The organism is Cognatiluteimonas lumbrici, from assembly GCF_006476065.1.
GTDB classification, from domain to species: Bacteria; Pseudomonadota; Gammaproteobacteria; order Xanthomonadales; family Xanthomonadaceae; genus Cognatiluteimonas; species Cognatiluteimonas lumbrici.
The window spans coordinates 1,303,745-1,328,573 of record NZ_ML636798.1; the positions used below are offsets into that span (position 1 = coordinate 1,303,745).

Consider the following 24,829-nt stretch of genomic DNA (forward strand, 5'->3'; position numbering starts at 1 on the left):
CGCCGCTCCTACATGATGGGAGCGGCGGTCTTGGCGCGGAGTTCGGCTTCCTCGACGCCGGGGGCGAGCTCGACCAGCTCCAGGCCATCCGCGGTCACGTCCAGCACGCCGAGGTCGGTGATGATGCGGCTCACCACGCCGACGCCGGTCAGCGGCAGCGTGCATTCGGGCAGGATCTTGGGATCGCCGTGCTTGGTGACGTGCTCCATCAGCACCACCACGCGCTGCACGCCGGCCACCAGGTCCATGGCCCCGCCCATGCCCTTGACCATCTTGCCGGGCACCATCCAGTTGGCGAGGTCGCCCTTGTCGGTCACTTCCATCGCACCGAGGATCGCGAGGTCGATGTGGCCGCCGCGGATCATCGCGAAGCTGTCGTGGCTGCCGAAGTAGCTGGCGCCCTTGCGCGCGGTCACCGTCTGCTTGCCGGCGTTGATCAGGTCGGCGTCGAGCTCGTCCTCGGTCGGGAACGGGCCGATGCCGAGCAGCCCGTTCTCGCTCTGCAGCCACACGTCCACGCCCTCCGGGATGTGGTTGGCGACCAGCGTCGGCAGGCCGATGCCGAGGTTCACGTAGGCGCCGTCGGTCAGTTCCCGGGCGGCGCGCTTCGCCATTTCGTCGCGGGTCCAGGCCATCACTTCACCTCCTGGCGGATGATGCGCTGCTCGATGCGCTTCTCCGGGTGCGGGTTGAGCACGATGCGGTCCACATAGATGCCGGGCAGGTGCACCTGGTCCGGGTCGATCGCGCCGACTTCGACGACCTCCTCGACCTCGGCGACGCACACCTTGCCGGCCATCGCGCAGGCCGGGTTGAAGTTGCGCGCGGTCTTGCGGAACACGAGGTTGCCGGCCTTGTCCGCCTTCCACGCCTTGACCAGCGAGACATCGGCGGTGAGCGCGGTCTCCATCACGTACATGCGGCCGTCGAACTCGCGCGTCTCCTTGCCCTCGGCGACCACCGTGCCGTAGCCGGTGGCGGTGAAGAACGCCGGGATGCCGGCGCCGCCTGCACGCAGGCGCTCGGCCAGCGTGCCCTGCGGGTTGAACTCCAGCTCGAGCTCGCCGGCCAGGAACTGGCGCTCGAACTCCTTGTTCTCGCCCACGTAGGACGAAATCATCTTGCGGATCTGGCGCGTGCCCAGCAGCAGCCCGAGGCCGAAGCCGTCCACGCCGGCGTTGTTGGAGATCACCGTCAGGCCCTTGACCCCGGAATCCCGCAGCGCGGCGATCAGCGCCTCGGGGATGCCGCAGAGGCCGAAACCGCCGACCGCGAGGGTCTGGTTGTCCGCGACGACGCCGCGGAGGGCTTCATTGGCGTCCTGGTAGAGCCTGGTTGCAGCCATTTCGAGTTCCCGGGTTGCCGAACGTCCAGTTTAGCGCGGCGGGAGGGGACGGGCCCCGTACCTTCGGGCAATGCCGCAGCTGCGGCACAATGGCGGGCCGCATCGAGGACGCCATGAACCTGCAATCGACCACGCCGGATACCGGCGACATCATCCGCGCCAGCGGCATCGGCTTCGGCACGAGTGGCGCGCGCGGGCTGGTGGAAGACCTGACCGACGAAGCCTGCGCGGCGTTCGTCACGGCGTTCATCGCGGTGGTCTTGCGCAGGTTCCGGTTCGACCGGGTCGCGGTCGGCTGGGACCTGCGCCCCAGCAGCCCGCGGATCGCCGCCGCCGTCGTCGCGGCCATCCGCGCCGCCGGCATGGAAGTGGAGTGCTGCGGGATGTTGCCCACCCCCGCGCTGGCGCTGCACGCGATGTCCCGGGGAGTTCCGGCGGTGATGGTGACCGGCAGCCACATTCCCTTCGACCGCAACGGCCTGAAGTTCTACCGGCCCGACGGCGAGATCGACAAGGCGGACGAGCAGGCCATCCTGGCCGCGGAAGTGCCGATGCCGGCCATCGTGCCGACGGGGTTGCCCGCCACCGACCCGGCCGCGACGGAAGCCTACGTCCGGCGCGCCCTCGGGTTCTTCCCGCGGGAGCTGCTGCGCGGAAGGCGCATCGCGCTGTACCAGCATTCCAGCGCGGCGCGGGACATCCTGGCCAGGATCCTGCGCGAGTTCGGCGCGGAGGTGCTGGAGCTGGGCCGGACCGACGGCTTCGTCCCGATCGACACGGAAGCGGTCGCGGAAGCCGACATCCGCCGCGGACGCGACTGGGCCCGGGAACATGCCCTGGATGCGATCGTTTCCACCGACGGCGACGGCGACCGCCCGCTGCTCGCCGACGAGCGCGGCGAATGGCTGCGTGGCGATATCGTCGGGCTGCTGTGCGCGCGGCAGCTCGGCATCGATGCACTCGCGGTGCCGGTCAGCTGCAACACCGCCATCGAACGCTGTGGGGCATTCGAGACAGTGGTGCGCACCCGGATCGGGTCGCCCTACGTGATCGAAGCGATGGAAGGGCTGCGGGCCGATGGCCGCCGGGTCGCTGGCTTCGAGGCCAACGGCGGCTTCCTCCTCGGCAGTGCGATCGAATCGCCGAACGGCATGCTCTCCCCGCTTCCCACCCGCGACGCCGCGCTGCCCGCGCTGGCCGTGCTGGCGGCGGCCGCGCAGGCCGGCGTTCCGCTGTCGGCGCTGGCCGGCGACCTTCCCGGCCGCTTCACGGCGAGCGATCGCCTGCAGGAGGTGCCGGCCGGGCGCAGCCGGGAACTGCTGGCCCGCTTCGGCGGTGACCCCGCGTCGTTGCTGGTGCTGGCCGGGATCGCCCCGGCGGAAGCAGCCGCGGTCGACACCACGGACGGCTTGCGGGTCACTGCCACGAACGGCGACGTCGTGCACCTGCGCCCTTCCGGGAACGCACCGGAACTGCGTTGCTACAGCGAGGCGGGCAGCGCGAGCGGGGCACGGGCCCTGGTGAACAACGTGCTGGCCACCTTGGCCGCTGGCGGTTAATCCAGCGCCTTGAGCACGCGGTCCACCAATTCCCCCACGGTGGCGCCGACGGTGGAGAGCGTCAGCTCGGCGTTGAATGGCGCTTCATACGGGGAGTCGATGCCGGTGAAGTTGCGCAACTCCCCCGCCCTCGCCTTGGCGTAGAGGCCCTTGGCGTCGCGTTGTTCGGCGACCTCGAGCGGGGTGTCCACGAAGATCTCCATGAACTCCCCGTCCGCGAACAGCTCGCGCGCCATCCGCCGGTCGGCACGGAACGGCGAGATGAACGCGACCATCACGATCAGGCCGGCGTCCACCATCAGCTTCGCCACCTCCGCGACCCGGCGGATGTTCTCCACCCGGTCCTCGTCGGCGAAGCCGAGGTCCTTGCTGAGGCCATGGCGGATGTTGTCGCCATCGAGCAGGTAGGTGTGGTGGCCCATGGACACCAGCCGCTTCTCCAGCAGGTTGGCGATCGCGGACTTGCCGGCGCCGGAAATGCCGGTGAACCAGAGGCAGCGCGGCTTCTGCTGCTTCAGCGCGGCGCGCGCCGCCTTGTCCACGTCCATGTGCTGCCAGTGCAGGTTGTGCGCGCGCCGCAGCGCGAAGTCCAGCGTCCCGGCGGCCACGGTGGCGTTGGTCTGGCGGTCCATCAGGATGAAGGCGCCCAGGTCGCGGTTGTCGCAATAGCGTTCGAAGGGCACCGCCTCGTCCAGGTACAGGTTGCAGTAGCCGACCTCGTTGGTCTCCAGGTGCCGGGCGGCCAGCGCTTCCTGCGTGTTGACGTCCACCTTGTGCTTGATCTCGGTCACCTGCGCGCTCACCACCCGGGCCCCAATGCGCAGCCAGTACGAGCGTCCCGGCAACAGCGCTTCGTCCCCGAGGCACAGCACGTGCGCCGCGAACTGGTCGGCGACGTCGGGCGGGTTGGCCGCCGCAGCGATGACATCGCCCCGGCTGGCATCCACCTCGTCGGACAGGGTCAGCACCACCGCGCTGCCGGCCGGCGCCGCGGGCAGGTCGCCCTCCGCGGTGACGATCCGCGCGATCCTCGACCGCCGGGCCGACGGCAGCACCACGACCTCGTCGCCGGGCCGCACCGTGCCGGCGACCACCGTGCCGGCGAAGCCGCGGAAGTCCTGGTCCGGCCGGCAAACCCACTGCACCGGCATCCGGAACGCATCCGTGTCCGCCGGCGGCTCGAGCTCGACGCCTTCCAGGTACTCGAGCAGGCTCCCGCCCTCGTGCCATGGCATGGCCGGGGAGCGCACGGTCACGTTGTCGCCCTTCAGCGCGGAGATCGGGATGCTGGCGACGTGGGCGAACCCGAGGCTGCGCGCCAGCGCCTCGTACTCGCCAGCGATGCGGCGGAACACGTCCCTGTCGTAGCCCACCATGTCCATCTTGTTGACCGCCAGCAGGACATGGCGGACACCCAGCAACGAAGCGATGTAGCTGTGCCGGCGGGTCTGCGTCAGCAGGCCCTTGCGCGCATCCACCAGCACCACCGCCAACTGGGCGGTGGAGGCGCCGGTGGCCATGTTGCGCGTGTACTGCTCGTGCCCCGGGCAGTCGGCGACGATGAAGCGCCGGCGCGCGGTGCCGAAGAAGCGGTAGGCGACGTCGATGGTAATGCCCTGCTCGCGCTCCGCGGCCAGCCCGTCCAGCAACAGCGCGTAGTCGATCCCCTCGCCCTGGGTTCCATGTCGTTTGCTGTCCGCTTCGAGCGCCGCCCGCTGGTCGTCCGGCAGCCGCGTGTCGTACAGCAGGCGGCCGATCAACGTGCTCTTGCCGTCGTCCACGCTGCCGCAGGTGATGAAGCGCAGCAGGTCGGCCGACTCGTACTCCCGCAGGTAGCCGGCGAGGGCATCCATCAGAAGTAGCCCTCCTGTTTCTTCTTCTCCATCGAAGCGGTCGGATCGTGGTCGATGACGCGCCCTTGCCGTTCGGAAGTCGTGGCGGCCAGCATCTCCGCGATGATCTTCTCCAGGGTGTCGGCCTCCGACGCGATCGCCCCGGTCAACGGATAGCAGCCGAGCGTGCGGAAGCGCACCTTGCGCAGCACAGGGCGTTCGCCGTCGCGCAGCGGCAGGCGCTCGTCGTCCACCATGATCAGCGCCCCGTCGCGCTCGACCACGGGGCGTTCGCGCGCCAGGTAGAGCGACGGCACCGGGATCCGCTCGCGCAGGATGTACAGCCAGACGTCGAGTTCGGTCCAGTTGGAGAGCGGGAACACGCGCACCGACTCGCCCTTGCGGATGCCCGTGTTGTACAGGTTCCAGAGTTCCGGGCGCTGGTTCTTGGGATCCCAGCGATGGTGGTCGTTGCGGAAGGAGAAGATCCGCTCTTTTGCGCGCGACTTCTCCTCGTCGCGGCGGGCACCGCCGATGGCGGCGTCGAAGCCCCACTTGTCCAGAGCCTGCTTGAGCGCCTGGGTCTTCATCACGTCGGTGTGCACGGTCGCGCCGTGCGTGAACGGGCCGACGCCATGCGCGAGCCCCTCGGGGTTGGTCCAGGTGCGCAGCTCCATCCCGGTTTCCGCGGCACGCCGGTCACGGAACGCGATCATCTCGCGGAACTTCCACGTGGTGTCCACGTGCAGCATCGGCATCGGCGGGCGCGCCGGATGGAACGCCTTCAGCAGCAGGTGCAGCAGTACCGAGCTGTCCTTGCCGACCGAGTAGAGCAGCACCGGGTTGCGGAAGCACGCCGCCACCTCGCGCAGGATGTGGATGCTCTCGGCCTCGAGCCGGTCGAGGTGGGAGCGGGTGGCGGCGGCCGCGTCGGTCATGATCGTCCGTAGACGTCCTCCAGGCGGACGATGTCGTCCTCGCCCAGGTAGCTGCCGGACTGGACCTCGATCAGTTCGACCGGCTCGGTGCCCTTGTTGCGCAGGCGGTGCACGCTGCCCAGCGGGATGAAGGTGCTCTCGTTCTCGTGCAGGTCGAACACCTTGTCGTCGCAGGTGACCTCGGCCACGCCGGAGACCACCACCCAGTGCTCGGCGCGCTTGTGGTGTTTCTGCAGGCTCAGCGCCGCGCCGGGCTTGACCACGATGCGCTTGACCTGGAAGCGCTCGCCGGCGTCGATGGAGTCGTAGTTGCCCCAGGGCCGGTAGACCTTGCGGTGGAAGGCGTGCTCCTGGCGCCCGGACTGCTTGATGCGGTCCACGATGTGCTTGACGTCCTGGACCCGGTCCTTGCGCGCGACCAGGGTCGCGTCGGGGGTGTCCACGATCACCACGTCGTCGATGCCGATGGTCGCGATCATCCTGCGGTCGGCGGCGCGCACGAGGTTGTTGCGGCAATCGAGGGAGAGCACGTCGCCCTCGTGGCGGTTGCCGTCGGCATCGTGTTCGGCGGCCGCCCACAGCGCGGACCAGGAGCCGATGTCGCTCCAGCCGCAGCTGACGGGGACCACGGCGGCGCGGGCGGTCTTCTCCATCACCGCGTAGTCGATCGAATCGCTCGGGCTGGCCTCGAACGCAGCCTTGTCGATTCGGATGAAGTCGAGGTCGCCCTGTGCGGCCTCGCACGCCTTGCGGGCCGCCTCGAGGATCGCGGGCGCGTGCGTGCCGAGTTCATCGAGATAGCGCCGGGCGCGGAACATGAACATCCCGGAGTTCCAGGCGTAGTCCCCTGCGGCCAGGTACGAGGTGGCCGTCTCCAGGTCCGGCTTCTCCACGAAACGCTGCACGCGGTAGCCGGCACCGTCGATCGCGTCGCCGCGCTGGATGTAGCCGTAGCCCGTTTCCGGATGCTCGGGCGCGATGCCGAACGTCACCAGCCAGTCCCCGTCCGCCAGCCGGGTGGCCTGCTCCACGGCCTGGCGGAACGAAGCCTCGTTCTCGATCAGGTGGTCGGCCGGCAGCACCAGCAGGGTCGCGTCGGGATCGCGGGCCACCAGGTGCAGCGCCGCCAGCGCGATCGCCGGCGCGGTGTTGCGGGCCACGGGCTCGAGCAGGATGCCGCCATGCGCGGAACCGATTTCCTGCAGCTGCTCGCCGACCATGAAGCGATGGTCCTCGCTGCAGACCACGACCGGCGGCTGCACGCCCGGCAGGCGGCCGGCACGCAGCGCGGTTTCCTGGAACAGGGAGCGGTCGCCGACCAGGGCCAGGAACTGCTTCGGCTGGTTGTGGCGGGATAGCGGCCACAACCGCGATCCACTGCCGCCGCTGAGAATGACGGGATGAAGCATCCTGGCCTCGTGGGTGTTCTGGGCAGCAAAGGATAGCCGAATGCACGGACGTTCCCCGCAGTTCGCTAGAATTGGCGGGTCGGCCGAGAAGGCCCGAGGCCCATGAGGATTCCCCAACGATGAAGATCCTGGTCGCCTACAAGCGCGTGGTGGACGCCAACGTCCGCATCCAGGTCCGGCCGGACGGCTCCGGCGTGGTCACCGACGGCGTCAAGCTGTCGGCCAACCCCTTCGACGAGATCGCCCTCGAGGAGGCCCTGCGCCTGCGCGACAAGGGCATCGCGACAGAGGTGGTGGTCGCCACCATCGCCCCCGCCGACGCCCAGGCGCACCTGCGCAACGGCCTGGCCATGGGTGCCAACCGCGCCATCCACGTGGTCACCGAGGCCGGGCAGGACGTGCAGCCGCTCACGGCCGCGCGCACCCTGCTCAAGCTGGTGGAGAAGGAACAGCCGGACCTGGTGATCCTCGGCAAGCAGGCCATCGACGACGACGCCAACCAGACCGGCCAGATGCTGGCCACGCTCTGGGGCCGCCCGCAGGCGACCTTCGCCTCGAAGCTCGAGGTCGCCGAAGGCAAGGCCACCGTGACCCGCGAGGTGGACGCCGGCCTGGAGACCCTGGAGGTCGCCCTGCCGGCCGTGGTCACCACCGACCTGCGCCTCAACGAGCCGCGCTTCATCAAGCTGCCGGACATCATGAAGGCCAAGAGCAAGCCGCTGGAGTCGGTGCCGTTCGCCGACCTCGGCGTGGAAGCCGGCCAGGGCCTGGAGGCCACCGCCTACGCGCCGCCGCCCAAGCGCAGCCGCGGAGTGATGGTGAAGGACGCGGCCGAACTGGTCGCGGCGCTCAAGCAGAAGGGGTTGCTGTGATGAAGGTACTGATCGTCGCCGAACACCAGGACGGCAAGCTCAACGCATCCACCGCGAAGTGCGTGTCGGCCGCGCAGGCGCTGTCGCCGGAAGCCATCGACGTGGTGGTGCTGGCGGCCGATGTCGCCGGCGTGGCCGCCGAGGCCGCGAAGATCGCCGGCGTGTCCAAGGTGCTGGCCGTGTCCGATGCCGCCAACGAACACGCCATCGCGCAGGTGCTGGCGCCGCAGGTCGCGAAGCTGGCCGAGGGCTACAGCCACGTGTTCGGCCCGTCCACCACCTTCGGCAAGGACCTGATGCCCTGCGTGGCCGCGCTGCTCGGCGTGCCCCAGGTCTCCGACCTGATGGCGGTCGAGGGCAGCCATGTGTTCAAGCGCCCGATCTATGCCGGCAACGCGATCGTCACCGTGAAGGCGCCGGAAGGCCAGGCCGTGGTCGCCACCGTGCGCACGGCGTCCTGGCCGGAGGCGGTCAGCGGCGGCAGCGCGACGGTGGAGGCGGTGTCGGTGGATGCCGAGTTGCCGACCCACACCCGCTTCGTCGGGCTCGCCGCCGGCAAGTCCGACCGCCCCGACCTGCAGAGCGCGAAGCGCGTGGTCTCCGGCGGCCGCGGCGTCGGCTCGAAGGAGAACTTCGAGATCATCTTCAAGCTCGCCGACAGGCTCGGCGCCGCGGTCGGCGCATCGCGCGCGGCCGTGGACGCCGGCTACGTCCCGAACGAGCTGCAGGTCGGCCAGACCGGCAAGATCATCGCGCCGGAGCTGTACGTCGCCGTCGGCATCAGCGGCGCGATCCAGCACCTGACCGGCATCAAGGATGCCGGCACGATCGTGGCGATCAACAAGGACGCGGACGCGCCGATCTTCGAGGTCGCGGACATCGGCCTGGTCGGCGACCTGTTCACGATCCTGCCGGAGCTGGAGGCTGCGATCGGGTGATCGCGGCCGCACGCGTACCGGCTCAGGTTGCGGCAATGTACCTGTTCGAGAACGTCTGGATGACCTGCTCGACCACCGGCGGCGAGACGTGGACCTGGTCGTCCGCCCAGGTGATCGCCCGGGGCGAGTGCATCACCATCTCGTAGCTCGGGAAGTAGTCCACCCAGGCGAACCGGGCCGTCAACATCTGTGCCGCCACCCGCAACACCGCCTTGGAGTAGGTGTTGGCCATGATGACGTCGACGTCCGTGAAGGTCTGGCCGAGCGGCACCGGCGAAACAGTGACCACGACCTTCACCTCCGGGTTCCGGGCCACGAGCTTCTCCAGCGCATCCGAGAGCACGTCGACTACCTGGTCCACGGTGGCGTTGAAGAAGCCGGTGGTCTTCCGTGCCGAATGCTTCATGGAACCGGCGTTGAGCCCGTTGAAGACCACCCCGCTTTCCATGTCGAACCACGTTTCAACGAGCCCCAGGGTCATGACCACGAGGTCCGCGGTCACGACGTCCCTGGCAAGGTCGTCCAGCTTCCGCCGAAGCGCCAGCGCCTCTTCGTAGGGCATGAACCTGGTGAAGCAGGTCTGTGGGTCGTACCACTGCCCCGGCTCCACCTCGATCAGCTGGGGGTCCGGCTCCTGCTCCAGTCCTCGCAGGATTTCCTCCGCCATCGAGTGGGCGTTGTACTTGTTCAGGACGGTGTTGTGGAACGGCGTGTTGCCGGTGTAGATGCCCTTGTCGATCTCCAGCTCGATCGTGGGCACGCGGAAGCCCTGGCGCTTCAGCGACCTTTCGACATTGCGCGCGAAACAGGAGCCGATCGTGTAGACCGTCGCACCCTTCTGGATGGTGAAGCGTGGCTTGTTCTCCACGATCACCACCTCACCGGACTTCAGCCGGTTGCGGGCTGAAGCCGGGTCGTCGGCGGGCACTGCGTGGCTGGAGTAATTGCACCAGTAGCGGTGGGTGTTCTCCTTCCGGAATCTGGCGACCTCCGCGTAGGTATGGTCAGGGCGCACTTGGCGCGTCTCCAACCACCCAGCTGAGCCAGACGCTTCCCTTCACGTCGTCGCCGGTCGGATTCTTCACCGGGTCCGTCGCCACCTTCACGAAGATCGCGGGCTGGTCCTGCTTGGTGAACGTCCCGCTGTATGGAAGGGCGGAAGGGGCATCGGCCTGCTCGTACCCGGCATTGAGCATCGTGTTGGAGACGCTGCTCCACACTTCGTCGGCGTTGCCTTCGAGGTACTCCAGGGACAGTCCGCGGCGGGGAGTGCCGTTGTCGTCCGCGTAGACCCGGTCCCTGGCGATGCGGAAGGGGAAGTCGAAGCGAAGCGAAGCGTCGGGCATCGGCGAGTAGAAGGCGTTGTCGACGCATGGAGCGGCGGGGGCCTGCTCCGTGGCCACGCTCGCCGGCGAGGCAGCTGCATCGGTGGATGCCTGGTTCGCGGAATCATTGCCGCAACCGGCAAGCGCGATTGCCAGCAGGGTCGGAAGCAGGATCTTCTTGTTCATACATCGTCTCCAGTGGGGGGAATGATTCAGACATCCAGGGCTTGGCGCCCTTCCTTGCGACCGTACTCCACGAAATGCCAAAGCGGGTTCAAGCCCGCCGCGGCCACGTCCGGGTTGGCGCGCAGGTACGAGATGGTGTCGAAGGCCGGGCCGGGGTTGCGGCCCTCTCGCCAGCCGAATTCGCAATAGTGCTCTACGGGATCCATGCCAGCCTCGCGGACATCCCCGTACGAGGCCAGGTACCAGTCGGCATCGAACCACTCGCAACTCCGGATCGCCGCGATCTCGGGCTTGGGCGCGGCCTTGCCGTCGCGGCCGCCAAGTGCTGCACGGAGCCGCCTCGCGAGCCTTCCGGCCAAGGAGCCGGAAGGCGCGGGAGCGCTCCCTCGGGCTGCGAGTTCGCGTTGCATGTGTGCCAGCTGCATGCGCAGCGCGTCGCTCTCCCTTGCCGCATCGTCCCTGGCGATCCGCGCCAACTGCAATTCCGCATCCAGGTCGAGGCAGCGCATGTAATGCAGCTCGAGCTCTTCCTGGACCTGGTGCAGTTGCTGCAGCAGCAGGCTGGCGTCCGCCTCGCCCTGCGCCCTGGTGGCGGCAGGGCGCCTCCGCCGGGAAGCCGAAGCGATCGCCTCCGTCTTGCCTTTCATTGCGTCATCTTCTCCCTGGTTCCGGCCGCGGCCATCTTGGCGTTGTCATCGTAGATCCTCAGTGGATGCCGGGCGTGGAGCAGGCGGTACACCTGGGCCATGCCTTCCACGTCTCCCCGGCGCAGCATCGCGTTGGCCGCGCGGAAATCCAGCGCGCCTTCCGCATAGCTGGAAGCCAGCCGCTCGGGAATCTCTCCGATGCATACGGAGTCGATCACCAGGTCGGCCACCGAGCCCGGCGCGGCCTCGGCGACGAAGACCTGCAGTTTCAGCGCGCGATGGTTGTTGCGGAAGTTGACGCACACATGCACGTCGTGGAACTCGCCGGGCACCAGCTCGACGATACGGGCTTCGCCCTCGTAGGGGCCCTCCCCGGCGCGACCGATGCTGACGTTCACGGTCACGGGAGCGGTCGAGCGCAGCCGGACGCTGCCCGCGAACGTGCGCCCTGCGGTGTCGCCGGGCTTGTCGTCCAGGACCATCCAGAGCCGGCGCTGCCCGGTCGGGAGGTGGCGGTAACGCCACACCGAACGCGACAACTGCTTGAACGCGGGGTCCACCAGGGGCCGGTACCGGGGGCTCGCCGCCGGTGCGCCGAATTCGGCGGGCTCCCCGATTCCCCGGGTATCGGTCTTGATGCTCAGCTGCTTTCCGAGCGCCTCGGCAACCACCGTCTCCGGGATGGAATCCCGGAATGCCAGCAGGTTGCCCCACGCAGCCTTGTCCGACAGCTCGCAGGGATAACGTCGCAGGCGCCGCCAGTCGTGCCGGATCCCGTAGCGGACGATGGGATGCCATTCGCTGACGAAGACCTGATAGCCCTTGCCGCAAAGGTAGGACGCCATGTCGTGGAACGTGTATCCCAGCGGGACCGTCTTGGCGTCCTCGAACTCGCACTCGATCACCGCCGGGCTGAACCGCTCCCAGGGGAAGCCCTTGAGCACGAAGAGATCGTGTCCTTCGGTGTCGATCTTCAGGAAGTCCACCCCAGCCACGTCCTTGTCCGCGAGGACATCGCGCAGCGTCGTGATGTCCACGGTTTGCCTGGACTCGTGCGTGGGATGGAATGCGGAAAGGCCGCTGATGCCGGTGCTCTGGTCGGAACGGAAGAAGGTGACTCCGGACCGTGCCTCGTTGCTCACCGCGCGTTTGTCCACCAGCACGGTCTCCGGGCCGATGCCGGCTTCGGCGAGGCGCTTCTCGAGGATGGCGCGGTTGTCGTTGTCGGGCTCGAAGGCGAACACGCGCCAGCCCTTTTCGACGAACGGAAAGGTCGCGTGGCCATGGTGCGCGCCGACGTCGATCATGACCGATCCCTGCAGGTGGTCGTCGTACAGGGTCGAGACGCAGTCGGTTTCATCGAAGTGCGCGCCGGACTCGCGCGGGAACGGACCCAGGGCCCATGCCGCCCGCATCGCGGAGCGGAATCGGTGCTGGATGGTCCCCAGCGAAAGCTCCCGCTCCACGAACTCCCGGGCGCGCTCGCCTAGCCGGAGCCCCTGCCCGGGATCGGTGGCCAGCCGCAGGAGCGCTTCCTCCAGCTGCCGTTCGTTCCGTTCCGGGACGATCTCCGCGACGCCCGCCTCCGCCAGGTAGTCGATTGTGGCGACGCCGCGCGGCCCGTACGCAAGCACCGGCGACCCGGACGCCAGGCATTCGGGCATCTTGTTGGCCAGCGAGTATCCGATGTACGCGACGCTGTGCTCATCGAAGTTGTAGGCGATCAGCAGCGCATCCGCGCTTCCGAGTACGGCCTCGTACCGGTCCTTGGGGACCAGACCCGAGATGACGACGCCGGGCAGCTCGCCGAGATCCTGTTCGGCCTTGCCCCGGCACCATTCCATGGTGTGGATCTCGAACCGCAGGGGGAGCCTGGCCGACAGCCGCGACACCACCCTCGCGACATCGCAGACACTCGTATAGGTCATGTCGTCGGCGAGCGCGCCCATGTACCGGATCACGAACGGCTGTCCCTCCACCCGCGCGGGCTTCGGCAAGGCGGGATAGCGCGAGGGGTCGGCGCCGTTGGCCAGCACCTGCCAGTCACCGCCGTAGCGCTCCGAGTAGGCCTCCGCCATGGCGGTCGAGATGCCGATCCGCACCTGCGACGCATCAACGAGCCGCTGCAGCCTGCCCTCCAGCGCCTCGCCCGCAGCCGGGTCGCTGTTGCGCAGGCGCGCCGGCCAGTCGTCCATCATGTGCAGGACAAGCGGGACCTCGATCTTCTCCAGTAGCGCCTCGACGACCTCGAACAGCTGCGCGGCATCGACGGGCCGGAAGTAGACGACGTCCGGGCGGAAGGCCAGGCACTGGCGCACGATGGCATCCACCGCATGCGCCGTGGGATTGGCGCGCGGCGTACCGCCATGCTTGCGCAGCAGGTGCAGCCCTTGGGCATCCATCCAGACCTGCAGGAAGGAGGCGTCGGGCCACTCCTCGAGGTAGGTCTTCTTGAGCTGCCCGGTCGCGGATGCGTGGCCGAGCGGCGTGCTGTCTACCATCAGCAACCGCGGCAAGCCGTGCTCGCGACTTTGCGCGAGCGGGACCAGGGCCGCCTGGGACACGGGGGGCTCCGGCTTCCGGAAGTCCCCGAACAGGGCCTTCCCGTCTTCGCCCTCGCTGTTCACGACGGCGGACGGGCGAACAACTTCGCCGACAACCGAAACTTCGCCGGCCACGTAAAGCCGGCCCCCCGCGGGGCCGCGTGGAGCGACGAGGAGCCGCACCTGGGCATAGTCGTGGTTGCACTCGAACGACAGCTCCGCCGTCGCGGGCGCGCCAGCCGGGAGGTCGATGTCGGCGGTGTCCTCCACGTAGGGGCCCTGGCCCTGCCGGGCAAAACGCACGTGCACCCGCTGGTCTTCCTCGGACTCCAGCGTCAACCGGCAACGCAGCCGCCTGCCGACGAGCGTGGAATGGACGGCGAATACCACGAAAAGGCCGTGGTCCTGGTTGTCCGCCGCTGCTTCCGGCTCGATCGCGACGACGAGCTTGCCGCGCGTCCTGTCGAAACGCCTGATCTCGCAACCCGGGAGGTTGCAGTAGGCGTGGAAGGCGTGGATGGAGCCGACCGGCATCTTCAGGAACGTGTCGGTCAGCCGGCGCGCCAGCAGTTCGCTCCCGAGGTCCGCCCCCGGCGACTGCCGCGCCGTGGCCATCGCGTCCGCCAGCAGTCCGGCCAGGCGCCGCGAGTGCAGCAGGACATGGTCGCTTTCCAGCAACCCCAGCAATTCCTCCTCCTGCATGTCCGCTTCGGCCAGGCTGAAGTTGGCGATCGCGGTGATCGATCGGAACCTTCCGAGATGGCGTTGCACTTCCGCGGCATGCGCCCTCGTGGTTTCGTCGTCTTCCGGCTTCAGCGCCACCAGCCTCTCCAGCAGGCAGTCGTAGGCGAGGTCGTGGTCGCCGCGCTCGATCAGCAGGTGCCGCAGCGCCGGCAGGAACGTGCGGTCGAGGAACTCCTGGAAGCCCTTGTCCCCCGTGGCGTAGAGCGCATTGCCATTGATGTGGTGCGCCATCCTGGGATCCAGCGCGCCCAGCGCGGGGACGGACGCCCCGGCGATCCAGAACGGGTCGCGGGCGCGGCAGATCGCGTCGAGATCGGTGACCCAGTCCGCTTTCGCGGGCACGCAATCCGTCTCCATCAACTGGACGAAGCGGTACGTACGGCAAGCCCGCATGGTCGCCAAGAAGTGCAGGTTAGGCCCCATCTTGCGCGGTATGTCGCGCTGCCTCGGATCGCGCACGTAGTGGTTCAGGTCCTCGGGGATGGCGAGGAAGGTGACCTCCATCCGCCGGAAGCAGCTCCGTAGCGCCGGCAAGCGCTCCCACGCCTCGTGGACCCGGTCCATGATGTCCTGCGAATGCCCGCCATCGAAGAACAGGCGCAGGTCGACCTGGCCAAGCAGGGGCGAATCGGGACGCAGCGGCCGGAAGGCGGGCTCTTCCCACAACGCGAGGTTGGCCAGCAGCTGCGGCAGCTCGCGCTCCGTCAACGGAACGGCCACCGCCTGCAGCGCCGGGGCGCCCAGCGCTTCGGCCAGCGGTTGGTACTCGTAGACGCCGAAACGATGCAACCTGGACTGCTTCGACGTGTTCCTGATGCGGACGTCCAGCCCCATGCGGGCGATGTCGAAGCTCAAGGCCTCGAACGACTGGAGGTGCAGGTTGCCGTAGTGCCGCTCCGGGTTTGGAACCTGGTAGGTGTCGCCCCGCTGCTGGTAGTCGTCGAAGAAGTAGTTCGGGTTGCTGGCCACCTCGGTCTCGATCTTGAGTTCGAGCCCCACGCCCGTGCTTCCTGCCTCCTTGATGACCTCGACATAGCTGCAGTCGATGCCGCCGAGGGTGATGTCCCGGTACCCGAGGAAGATCGCGAAGCGTACGGCCCACGAGCCCGTCGTCTTCTTGTCGGGAAACGCCGTGTGGAAGATCCTGGCCTCGGGGACTTCCGAGGCGACCATGTCCTCCAGGAAGAAGACCCGGTCGTCCTGCGGAAAGTCGGGGAGCTCGTCGAGGATGTCGCGGACGAGGAAGAACCGCTCGATCCTTCCTTCGCGGTACAGCCGAAGGATCTGCTCCGCATGCGACCTGACCACCACCTTGTCCAGGCAGCAGTAGATCTTGGGGTAGATCCCGACCCTGTCCCAGTACCGGTAGGCGGCATTCATGCCGAGCCAATCCCGCCCTTCGAGCAGGGAAAAATCCAGGTCCCTCAATGAGGGGCCGTTACCGGCAATGAATATCGGTGGCTTGCCTGCCGTCATGCGTTGCCAACACTGTGCTGGGGGCGCCGACCCTCGGCCGCGCCATGGTTGATGAAATGCAGCAGTGGATTGAGGCCGCTCTTCGCGACGTCGATGTTGTTGGCCAGGTAATAAGTCGTGTCGAAATGCGGCCCTGGGTTCCTGAATTCCTTCCACCCGAAATCCAGGAAATGCTCCACGGGGTCCAGCTTCGCTTCCCGGACGTCCGGATAGGTGTCCAAGTACCAGGCCTCGTCGAAAAACTCCGATTCGCGAATGAGCTCTATCGCTGCCAGGCGCTCTGAAGGGAAGGAGTCTTGTCGGCGCCTCCTCAGCGCCGGAAGAAGCCTGACGACCCCGTGCCTGAGGGTTGTCCCAGGCTGGGGCCCGGCAGCGTCACGAGCCCTCTCGTCCGCCATGTCGCGAATCTGGCGCATGGCCTCGATGTTCCGCGCCTGCAACTCCCGGCACTCGCCCTTGAGGATGTCGAGTTCACGCTTCAACTTGTTACGCGCTTCTTCGCTTGCCGCAATTCGCGCCTGCAACGCGCGCTTGCCCTCGCCTTCAGCCGCCAAGTGCTGCTCCAACGCCTGTACTTTCACGGTGCTCGCTGCCAGCTCCTGCGCGGTCTCGTCCGACAGACGACGCAGATCCGCCAAACGATCCCTTGTAGCACGCTCTTCCTGCTGGAGCTTCTCCACCTGCTTCCGGGTGGTCGCCAATTGCCGCTCCAGCTCTTGTCGCTCGAGGACTTCCTGTTCGTGGTCGTCCCGGCTGGCCGCCAGTTGAGACCTCACGGTTTCTCGTTCCAGCAGTACCGACTCCAGGTCCTCCTGCGTCTCCTGGAGGTGGGCCAGCAACTTGTCCGCCCTGGCTTCTTCGATCGCCTCCCAGGCTTGCCGGACTTCATGCATGAATCCGTCCATCGTTGCCAGCAACTGCGACTCGGACAGCTGCTCCAGACGTGCCCTGCGGTCCCCGAGCGGCTTCCAGGCCGCAGCTTCGAGCACTTCGTACATGCCTTGGTAGGTTGGCCCCCACCAGCCGAGCAGCGCGCGAAACAGGTGGTGTGAGTGCGCCCGGCTGGCCGGGACCGACAGCGCACTGGCGGTTTCGATATTGACGAGCCTGAGCCTCGGCCCCAGCAGGCCCCTCAGGTTCAGCACCGCGCGGTTCCGCCGGACCCAGCCGTCCAGCGCGTCCTCCAGAGGCTCGCCATGCGGAGTGCCGCTCGCGATCCACGCCGGCGACCCATAGAACCAGATGACATTGAAGTCCGTGGACTTTCGCTGGACCTCCTCCAGGAGACGGGACGACGGCCACCACACCGCTTCGCCGCCACAGTCCAGGGCGCCGAAAGCCTCCATGCAGGAGGCCTGGTCCAAGCCGGATAGAACGATCTCCACGGGACCTCGTCAGAATGCTTGGGGGAATAGCCTGCGGGGGGGGATCATGCCGCTTCCTTGCCCCGGAACTGGTCCAGATTGTCCATGAACCACGCGTAGGTGTGGCGCAGCCCCTCCTCCAAGCCGATTCCGGCGCGCCACCCGAGGGAGGCCAGCCTCGAGACATCGAGCAGCTTGCGCGGCGTTCCGTCCGGCTTGCTGGCGTCGAAGGCGATCCTTCCCTGGTACCCGGTGACCCTGGCGATGGTTTCGGCCAGCTCACGGATGGTGCAATCCACGCCCGTGCCCACATTTACATGCGACAGCATCGGCTGCGTGTGCTGTTTCCAGGTGTCGACCGGAAGCTCCATCACGTGGATGCTGGCTGCGGCCATGTCGTCGACGTGCAGGAACTCCCGCATCGGCTTGCCGCTACCCCAGACCACGACCTCGGGCGCCCCGTCCCGCGCAGCCTCGTGGAACCGGCGCATCAACGCTGGAATCACGTGGCTGTTCTCGGGGTGGAAGTTGTCCTCGGGACCGTACAGGTTGGTGGGCATCACGCTACGGTAGTCGCGTCCGTGCTCGCGGTTGTAGCTTTCGCAAAGCTTGATCCCGGCAATCTTGGCTACTGCGTACGGCTCGTTCGTCGGCTCCAGCGCGCCGGTCAGCAGCGCATCCTCGCGCATGGGTTGCGGGGCCATCTTCGGGTAGATGCAGGAGGACCCGAGCAGCATGAGCTTCTGTACCCCGGCCATGTGGGCGGCGTGCACGATGTTGCACTCGATGACCAGGTTCTCGTAGATGAACTGCGCCGGGTAGGTGTTGTTGGCATGGATGCCGCCGACCTTGGCGGCGGCCAGGTACACCTGGTCGATGGCTTCGTTCGCGAAGAAGGCCTCGACCTCGGACTGGCGCAGCAGATCCAGCTCCTGGCGCGTGCGCGTGACGAGCTCGACATCGTCGCGCTCGCGGAGCCGGCGCACCAGCGCCGACCCCACCATGCCGCGATGACCGGCGATGAAGATGCGGGTTGCCATGTCAGCCTTCCCGTGCCATCGCGACGTCGTAGCCGTGCTCGCGCAGGAGCGCCATCCGCCGCGCCTCGGCGAGGTCGGCGGCGACCATCTCGGTGCACATCTCGCGCGCCGTGATCTCGGGCTGCCAGCCCAGTTCGCGCTTCGCCTTGGAGGGATCGCCGAGCAGGGTTTCCACCTCGGCCGGGCGGAAGTAGCGGGGATCGACCGCCACCACCACGTCTCCGACCTGCAGGGCGGGCGCCTTGTCGCCCTCCACCCGCTCGACGATGCCCTTCTCTTCGACGCCCTCGCCTTCGAAGCGCAAGGTCACGCCCAGTTCCTCGGCGGTCCAGCGGATGAAGTCGCGCACCGACTGCTGCTGACCGGTCGCGATCACGTAGTCTTGCGCCTTCTCCTGTTGCAGCATCATCCACTGCATCCGCACGTAGTCGCGGGCATGCCCCCAGTCGCGCAGCGAATCCAGGTTGCCCATGAACAGACAGCGCTCCAGGCCTTGCGCGATGTTCGCCAGGCCGCGGGTGATCTTGCGGGTGACGAACGTCTCGCCGCGGCGCGGGCTCTCGTGGTTGAAGAGGATGCCGTTGCACGCGTACATCCCGTAGGCCTCGCGGTAGTTCACCGTGATCCAGTACGCGTAGAGCTTGGCGACCGCATAGGGGCTGCGCGGGTAGAACGGGGTCGTTTCCTTCTGTGGGATCTCCTGCACCAGGCCGTACAGCTCGGAGGTGCTCGCCTGGTAGAAGCGGGTGCGATCGCCCATCCCCAGCAGGCGGATGGCCTCCAGCAGCCGCAACGTTCCGATCGCGTCCACGTCCGCCGTGTACTCGGGCGACTCGAAGCTCACCGCGACATGGCTCTGCGCGCCAAGGTTGTAGACCTCGTCGGGCTGTACCTGCTGGAGGATGCGGGTCAGGTTGGAGCTGTCCGTCAGGTCGCCATAATGGAGAAAGAACCTTGCATGCAGTTCATGCGGATCCTGATAGATATGGTCGACGCGCTGAGTATTGAAACTGGACGCACGACGCTTAATTCCGTGGACTTCATATCCCTTCTCTAGAAGGAACTCTGCGAGATATGAACCATCCTGACCAGTGACGCCCGTGATTAATGCCTTCTTCATGCCTACTCCGCTCGGGATTGCCTACACTTGCATACGCGAAACAATTAATGTCGCCGAGTGGCGACTGCTTTCATAAAACTACGAGTTTCCGCCCTCACGAGGCGCGGGGCTGCTACGTGGTTAGATATCGCTTGCTGAACTCAGAAATTATCGGGTTGATAACGGTCGAAGTCACATGAATCTGATCATCTTGCCACGCAAGCGCACGCGGCGAACATACGACCATTTCATAAGACGGAAAGTAGTCAACGAAGGGCAGGTCTTCGTAGAGCATCTGTGCGGCAGCTCGTAAAGTTCCTTTGGAGTAGGTGTTGGCTGCCGCCACATCCTGATCCAAAAATGTTTGCGTCATTGGCACCGGAGAAACAGTAATAACAACCTTTAAGTCGGGAGCAACCTCGTGTAGTGCCTCCAGAGCTTTCCCCAAAACGTCATAGACCTGATCAGGTCGTGCGTTAAAAACTTTGAGGCTATTTACCCTATGTTTGGCAACAGCCGCAATGTTGTTATTAAACACATAGCCGTAATCGCTATCCAGCCATGTCTCTGTGAGCCCGAGGGTAAGCACAAGAACATCGGACCGCTTCAGCGCTGCGCCGATCCTGTCCAACTTGGCGCGAGTATCTCTGACCAACTTCTCGGGAGCGAGCTTGGTATAACTCATCTGTGGATCGAACCATTTGTCTTCACCCAAACAAATAATTCCGTCATCCGGCAAGACCTGCCTGCCCACATAACGTTCAATCTCTAGCGCCATTGCATGTGCATTGTATTTGTTCAGCACCGTATGGGGCCAAAAAGGCTTCGAAACATAAATCGACTGATCAATGTCTTCACTAAAGACTGGAAGTTCAAATCCGGCCTTCTGAAGGCTGGACTCGACGTTGCGAGCAAAACACGAGCCTATCGTGTAGACCGTAGCCCCGGGAGAGATGGAGAACTTTGGGCTCGAATGACAAACAAACGGCGTGCCCGCCAAGAATCGGTCCCTTGCGCTGTAGGGATCGGCGACAGGTTTTTTGTCCGCGCCGTAGCTGCAGAAGTTTCGACTAGGATTATTTCGCCGAGTCTCTACAGCGTCTTTGTAGCTCAACATCTCTCTCTCCGGATTCATTATTGAATTGCTATTCGAACGCGCGTTGCACCGCTATTCGTAGGCAATCCGAAAGTCGTCCAACGCTTTCGAGTGGTGCAGCCCACATCTCCCATAGCGCAAACCAACTCTCTTCGGTGGCGACGTCCCCGAAGAAGGTGACGGGAGAATAGCCGACGCTTTCAAAATAGCTGATCATGTCGGCCACCGTGAACCCATATATACCTGGCGCTTTTATTGAATTTTCAAACACTATAAAAGGTCGATCCCGCCGCATTGTTGCTTCCGCCCCTCGGAGCGCCATAAAGTCCCCACCCTCAAGATCCAGCTTTATCATTCCTGTCCGCACTCCTGCGTTAGCGGTTAGCCGGTCGATGGTGGTGGCTGGAACCGTCACAGTCTGGCGGAACTCCACCGAAGGGTCATTTTGCCAAATCGATGAGATGCCGGAGCGTCCGGGGTGAGATGACGAAGACATCCAAGTTACGGCCTGCGCCCCCGGATCTTCTTGAAGAGCAGCCTGGACAATCTCAATTTCGCTCCTGATTGAGCCACCCAGACGATCGAGGTTCTTCTGCAGCTTCTTTACAGTCCAAGGATCAGCCTCAACCGCAATAACCTTGGAGCAATGGTCGAGGCGGGCCAGACGTTCGGTGTGATAACCCCCGTGAGCCCACCGTCAACGGCTATGAACTCCCTCTGCTCCGCCGCTAGAACGTGAGTATATGTATCTACAATCGCAGCCTCGATCAGCATCAGATTTTCGCGAAACTTGGCACGGACTTCTTCAACCTTTCCCATTTTCATTTACTCCCAAGGTTCTTCCGTGTTGAGAGTCGCGATCATCCCGGCTGAGAAATCCAGCCGCTGCTAAGGCGGCTCTACCTACGTCAGGCTTGCTTGGATTCTCCGGTTGCCTTCCTCCATGTCCCGCAGTCGTTAGTCACGCATAGCAGGATTCCTGCCCACGCTCAATTTCCGCTCCATTTACGGCGTCGGTAGACAACCAGCCTCGCACGATGCCACAGACATCTTCGTAGCGCTCATGCCCCAGGCCGCAGATAAGAAATGCGACGGCTTCCGCTTGCAGCCCTTGCGGCGCTTGCTGCAGGTCCGCAGGGCTCTTGATCTTACGAATTAGTTCCTTATGCATACCACGGACCGACCAGCGCAAGCCGTGGCCGCGTACCCGCGCCAGCACTGCATCGATGAAAGCGCGATCCATGGCAGCCAGGGAAACCAGACAGCGAAGATCGCCCAGGTAGGCTGGTTGAGGGTCCAGCGTGGCCAGGAACCGGGTAAGAAGGGGAAGGGCTCCGTCCAGGCTTCGCCAGGACTGGGAGTCGTCTTCGGCAACCCGCCGCAGGATCCGGTGGAACGCGAAGCGGTTCTTTTCCTCTCCGAACTCCTGCTTCAGCAAGCCCGTGGCCGCGACATACTTCTCCAGGATCTCGGGCGAAGGGAAGAAGATTTCACGAAGCATCGGCTCGAGATCAAAGTCCTCCCTGTCGAGCATGAAGGGAAAGCCATGCTCCGCCAACAACTCGGTGGTGGCGACGCCGGGATGCCCGATGGCGAGGAACGGCGCACCGGATGCGATCAAGTCCGGCAACTTATTGGCCATCGAATGCGAGACGTAGGCCAAGGTGCGATCGTCGAAGTTGTAGCAGATCAGATTAAGGTCCGAGTTCGCGAGCGCCTGGTAGTACTCGCCCTCATCCGGCACTTGCTCCCCAACGCTGGTGGACTTGAAGGACTCGAACTGCGCCCCGCAGCGTTTGATCGAATATTGACTCGTCGTAATCTCGAACCGAAGTTCGAACGGCAGCGCCTTGCGTTCGTTGATCGAGTCTACCTGGCGCGCCACCGAGACCAGCGTCTTCAGCCCCATGTCGGGTTCTATGCCCCCGAAATAGCGAATCGTGCGAACGCCAGCAGACTGGGTGGCAGTGCGGCGAGCTGGTGCCTCGGATCTTATGAAGTTGTGGATGGCGTGTGTTCTGGATTCGAGAGTCCCGTAGCGGTCGACCAGCATCTTCGACATCTTGTCGCAAATGGACAGAACCGCCGAGCCACAGGAGAAGAACGAAGACATCAATGACTTCTGGAAGCGGGCGACCTCCGGAGCACTCGTCAGGCGCGCCTTTTCGATCCAGTCGTCCATGTAATGGATGACATACGGACGATCCAGCAGCAGCGGCAGCAGAAGCTGGAAAGCGGTCATTTGCGGCCGATCGAGGGTAGGCCTCACGTACAGAACCTGGGGCGCGAATTCGATGGCGGCGCGGAGCGCAGGCCAGATCGATTCCTCGTTCGTCCCCACCGGGTACTGATCGTTCTCGACGGATTGGAACGCGCAAATGTTGGCTATCTTGTCGCTGTGCACGTGCAGCAACGAAGCCCTGCTCCAGCCCGCGAACAAGCTCTTCTTGATTGCGCCTGTCGCAGAAAGCTTGTTAACCGATGTGAAATCGATGATCCCACAGCGCGGGTAGGCGACATGGTCCGGGAACAACTGGTGGAAATCGACGCGGGGGAAGACTTCGAGTTCGCCGCCGATGGTCGCATTGTGGATCCGGATACCTGCCTTGCTCGCGTAATCCCGTGCTTTCCGATAGGCCTGGAGCATGACGTTGACATTCGGATCGTGCCATCGATAGCCACTGCCGAAATAGCGCGGATCGAAATGATTGACGTCGTCCGACTTCGACGTGAGCACGCCCGTGCCATACGCCGTGGAACGGTCCACGTTGTGTACGGAGTAGGACGCGTCGACGCCCACCAGGATGATTTCCTCGAATCCGAGCGATGCCGCGATCTGCAGCCCGGTGTACGTAACGGTGCCTCCGGTATAGGACAGGTCCCCCGCATCGACCGTGAAGTCGGCATCTACCGGGTAGCTGATCCGGGAAACATGATTCAGGTAGATGGTGTTGGGCTGCGGCTCGATGACGTATCCGAGATAGGACGGGAAGATCTTCACCGGGCAGTCGTACGCGTGGATCTCGCGCACGCGGTCTTCGGCGACGAGGTGGTCCTCGACGACATAGATGGTCGGAACGAAATCTTCATGCAGGAAGATGCCGTTGAATCCGATCGTGATTTCGCCGCGCAGCAGGCGCAGGTCGGTGCGCTTGAGGCTGGGGCCGTTCCCGATCACGAAGACGCGTCGCTTCCCGGTCCGGCCCATGTGCCGCCTGAGCGCGTCGAACCTCGCCTTCGATGCGCGCCGGTTTTCCGGCGTTACCAGGTCCAGCACCCTTTGCAGGCCGGTCAGCTGTTCCGGTTCCGGAATGCGCTCGGTCGGAAGGTAGATGTCGCCCTTGAACGGGATGGCGCGCTTGACCTCGTCCAGCGCCTCACGCAAATCCCCTTCGGGTGCGCGCTTCGGACCGACCTGGTACGGGTTGCGATCGAATTCCGCGCGCAACTCCCGCCATCGTGGCTGGAACCTGAAGTCGCCAGCCTGGTCCCGCGCGCCCGTCTTGCCATCCAGACGTTGCAGCCAGAAGTCGTAGAAGCTGCCACCCGGCTCCACATGCCGCTGGCGCTCGCACAGTTCCCGGGCTTCCTGCAGGCGGTCGCTGGCGATCAATTCCCTAAGGAGTCTGGAAGGCGTCACGGATGTTCCTTCGGTAGGAGAGCGGTCCCCCGCTTCAGGCTGTGTCGTGCAAGCGGTTGCCTATGCCGCCGTCCAGCGCGATGCTGGCCCCGTTCAAGAACGCGATTCTACCGGCGATCAGGACAAGCGCGAGCCGCGCGACTTCCTCCGGAGTACCGATCCGGCGAACCGGATGGCAGTCGGCCAACCGGCTGAACTCTTCATTCCGGCCTGCGAATCCTGCACGCAGCATCTCGGTGTCTATCGCGGCGGGCTCGATGGCATTCACGCGCACCTTGTGGCCGAACTCCACCGCCATCGCCCGCGTCATACCGCTCAGGGCGGCCTTGCTCGTGGCATAGGCAACGAATTCGGGTTTGGTCAGGCGTGCGTGGATGCTGCTGACGTTGAGCACGCAGCCTTCGTTGGCCTCGAGGTCACCGAGGAACGCCTGCGCCCAGATGAATGGGGCAATGACGTTCACGTCCAAGGTGGCCCGCCAGTCCTCGCGGGTCAGAGCCTGCAGCGGTGCGACCACCTGCACAGCGGCGTTGTTCACGAGCGCCTTCAGGGCCGCACCACCCAGAGCGCCGCGGATCCGGCCGAACGTTTCTTCCGCATAGGAGGCGTCCTCGACCGTCCTGCGAATGTCGCACTGCACGTAGCCGTCGCACTCCATCCCTTCCGGCCGCGCAACACGATCGACCGCGATGGCTGCGTAGCCACCTTCCCGGAGCACCCGGACAAGCTCTCGCCCTATGCCACCCGCGGCGCCGGTGATGATGATCGCTTCCATG

The 24,829-nt window shown here is 65.5% G+C and carries 18 protein-coding genes and 1 pseudogene; 3 read left to right on the plus strand and 16 right to left on the minus strand.

Going from position 1 to position 24,829, the window contains the following annotated elements:
- Positions 1-8: 8 nt before the first annotated feature.
- On the minus strand, positions 9-635 hold the full coding sequence (locus E4F25_RS06270; RefSeq protein WP_140909324.1) for a CoA transferase subunit B: 627 nt from the start codon (positions 633-635) through the stop codon (positions 9-11).
- Positions 635-1,345: a CoA transferase subunit A gene (locus E4F25_RS06275; RefSeq protein WP_140909325.1), complete on the minus strand. Its 711-nt coding sequence runs from the start codon at positions 1,343-1,345 to the stop codon at positions 635-637. Before E4F25_RS06275 ends, E4F25_RS06270 begins: the two co-directional genes overlap by 1 nt.
- Positions 1,346-1,458: 113 nt before the next feature.
- Here E4F25_RS06275 and E4F25_RS06280 point away from each other — a divergent pair, with 113 nt between their 5' ends.
- Positions 1,459-2,904 (plus strand): phosphomannomutase, encoded by a 1,446-nt coding sequence (locus tag E4F25_RS06280; protein ID WP_140909326.1) that lies wholly within the window; start codon positions 1,459-1,461, stop codon positions 2,902-2,904.
- Here the strand turns inward: E4F25_RS06280 and cysN are convergent.
- The 3 genes from cysN to E4F25_RS06295 are packed head-to-tail and all read right to left on the minus strand — an operon-like array spanning position 2,901 to position 7,083.
- Entirely contained in the window at positions 2,901-4,757 is a 1,857-nt protein-coding gene (gene cysN, locus E4F25_RS06285) for a sulfate adenylyltransferase subunit CysN (protein WP_140909327.1), read from the minus strand. The two genes, E4F25_RS06280 and cysN, sit on opposite strands and share 4 nt — an antisense overlap.
- Positions 4,757-5,674 (minus strand): sulfate adenylyltransferase subunit CysD, encoded by a 918-nt coding sequence (gene cysD, locus E4F25_RS06290; RefSeq protein ID WP_140909328.1) that lies wholly within the window; start codon positions 5,672-5,674, stop codon positions 4,757-4,759. Before cysD ends, cysN begins: the two co-directional genes overlap by 1 nt.
- Positions 5,671-7,083, minus strand: a complete 1,413-nt coding sequence (locus E4F25_RS06295; RefSeq protein WP_140909329.1) for a mannose-1-phosphate guanylyltransferase/mannose-6-phosphate isomerase — start codon at positions 7,081-7,083, stop codon at positions 5,671-5,673. Before E4F25_RS06295 ends, cysD begins: the two co-directional genes overlap by 4 nt.
- 119 nt (positions 7,084-7,202) lie before the next feature.
- Here E4F25_RS06295 and E4F25_RS06300 point away from each other — a divergent pair, with 119 nt between their 5' ends.
- Together E4F25_RS06300 and E4F25_RS06305 are read left to right on the plus strand one after the other, a co-directional pair.
- Positions 7,203-7,955 (plus strand): electron transfer flavoprotein subunit beta/FixA family protein, encoded by a 753-nt coding sequence (locus E4F25_RS06300; protein WP_140909330.1) that lies wholly within the window; start codon positions 7,203-7,205, stop codon positions 7,953-7,955.
- On the plus strand, positions 7,955-8,893 hold the full coding sequence (locus E4F25_RS06305) for an electron transfer flavoprotein subunit alpha/FixB family protein (protein ID WP_407062809.1): 939 nt from the start codon (positions 7,955-7,957) through the stop codon (positions 8,891-8,893). The genes E4F25_RS06300 and E4F25_RS06305 overlap by 1 nt, the downstream gene beginning before the upstream one ends.
- Before the next feature lie 22 nt (positions 8,894-8,915).
- On the opposite strand, the gene E4F25_RS06310 is transcribed toward E4F25_RS06305, so the two are convergent.
- From E4F25_RS06310 to E4F25_RS06360, 11 genes and pseudogenes are all read right to left on the minus strand, one after another.
- Positions 8,916-9,908: a GSCFA domain-containing protein gene (locus E4F25_RS06310; protein WP_181168220.1), complete on the minus strand. Its 993-nt coding sequence runs from the start codon at positions 9,906-9,908 to the stop codon at positions 8,916-8,918.
- Entirely contained in the window at positions 9,898-10,404 is a 507-nt protein-coding gene (locus E4F25_RS06315; RefSeq protein ID WP_140909333.1) for a hypothetical protein, read from the minus strand. Before E4F25_RS06315 ends, E4F25_RS06310 begins: the two co-directional genes overlap by 11 nt.
- Before the next feature lie 26 nt (positions 10,405-10,430).
- Positions 10,431-11,051, minus strand: a complete 621-nt coding sequence (locus tag E4F25_RS06320) for a hypothetical protein (RefSeq protein ID WP_140909334.1) — start codon at positions 11,049-11,051, stop codon at positions 10,431-10,433.
- On the minus strand, positions 11,048-15,814 hold the full coding sequence (locus E4F25_RS06325) for an FkbM family methyltransferase (protein WP_140909335.1): 4,767 nt from the start codon (positions 15,812-15,814) through the stop codon (positions 11,048-11,050). The genes E4F25_RS06320 and E4F25_RS06325 overlap by 4 nt, the downstream gene beginning before the upstream one ends.
- Positions 15,811-17,160, minus strand: coding sequence for a hypothetical protein (locus E4F25_RS06330; protein WP_140909336.1), 1,350 nt, complete (start codon positions 17,158-17,160; stop codon positions 15,811-15,813). Before E4F25_RS06330 ends, E4F25_RS06325 begins: the two co-directional genes overlap by 4 nt.
- Before the next feature lie 83 nt (positions 17,161-17,243).
- Positions 17,244-18,218, minus strand: a complete 975-nt coding sequence (gene fcl, locus E4F25_RS06335; RefSeq protein ID WP_140909337.1) for a GDP-L-fucose synthase — start codon at positions 18,216-18,218, stop codon at positions 17,244-17,246.
- A 1-nt stretch (position 18,219) separates the two neighbouring features.
- The gene (gene gmd / locus E4F25_RS06340) at positions 18,220-19,338 is read right to left on the minus strand and encodes a GDP-mannose 4,6-dehydratase (protein ID WP_140909338.1); all 1,119 of its coding nucleotides are present in this window, start codon (positions 19,336-19,338) and stop codon (positions 18,220-18,222) included.
- 112 nt (positions 19,339-19,450) lie between these two features.
- A complete protein-coding gene (locus E4F25_RS06345; RefSeq protein ID WP_220433189.1) occupies positions 19,451-20,434 on the minus strand; it encodes a GSCFA domain-containing protein in 984 nt (327 codons plus the stop codon).
- Between the two features lie 28 nt (positions 20,435-20,462).
- Positions 20,463-21,092 (minus strand): annotated as a pseudogene (locus E4F25_RS11650) (FkbM family methyltransferase); the annotation flags it as partial.
- Between the two features lie 282 nt (positions 21,093-21,374).
- Positions 21,375-24,026, minus strand: a complete 2,652-nt coding sequence (locus tag E4F25_RS06355; protein WP_140909341.1) for a 6-hydroxymethylpterin diphosphokinase MptE-like protein — start codon at positions 24,024-24,026, stop codon at positions 21,375-21,377.
- Positions 24,027-24,087: 61 nt separating this feature from the next.
- Positions 24,088-24,828 carry an SDR family NAD(P)-dependent oxidoreductase gene (locus E4F25_RS06360; protein WP_140909342.1) on the minus strand — a complete coding sequence of 247 codons (741 nt, stop codon included), beginning with the start codon at positions 24,826-24,828 and terminating at the stop codon, positions 24,088-24,090.
- Position 24,829: the final 1 nt, after the last annotated feature.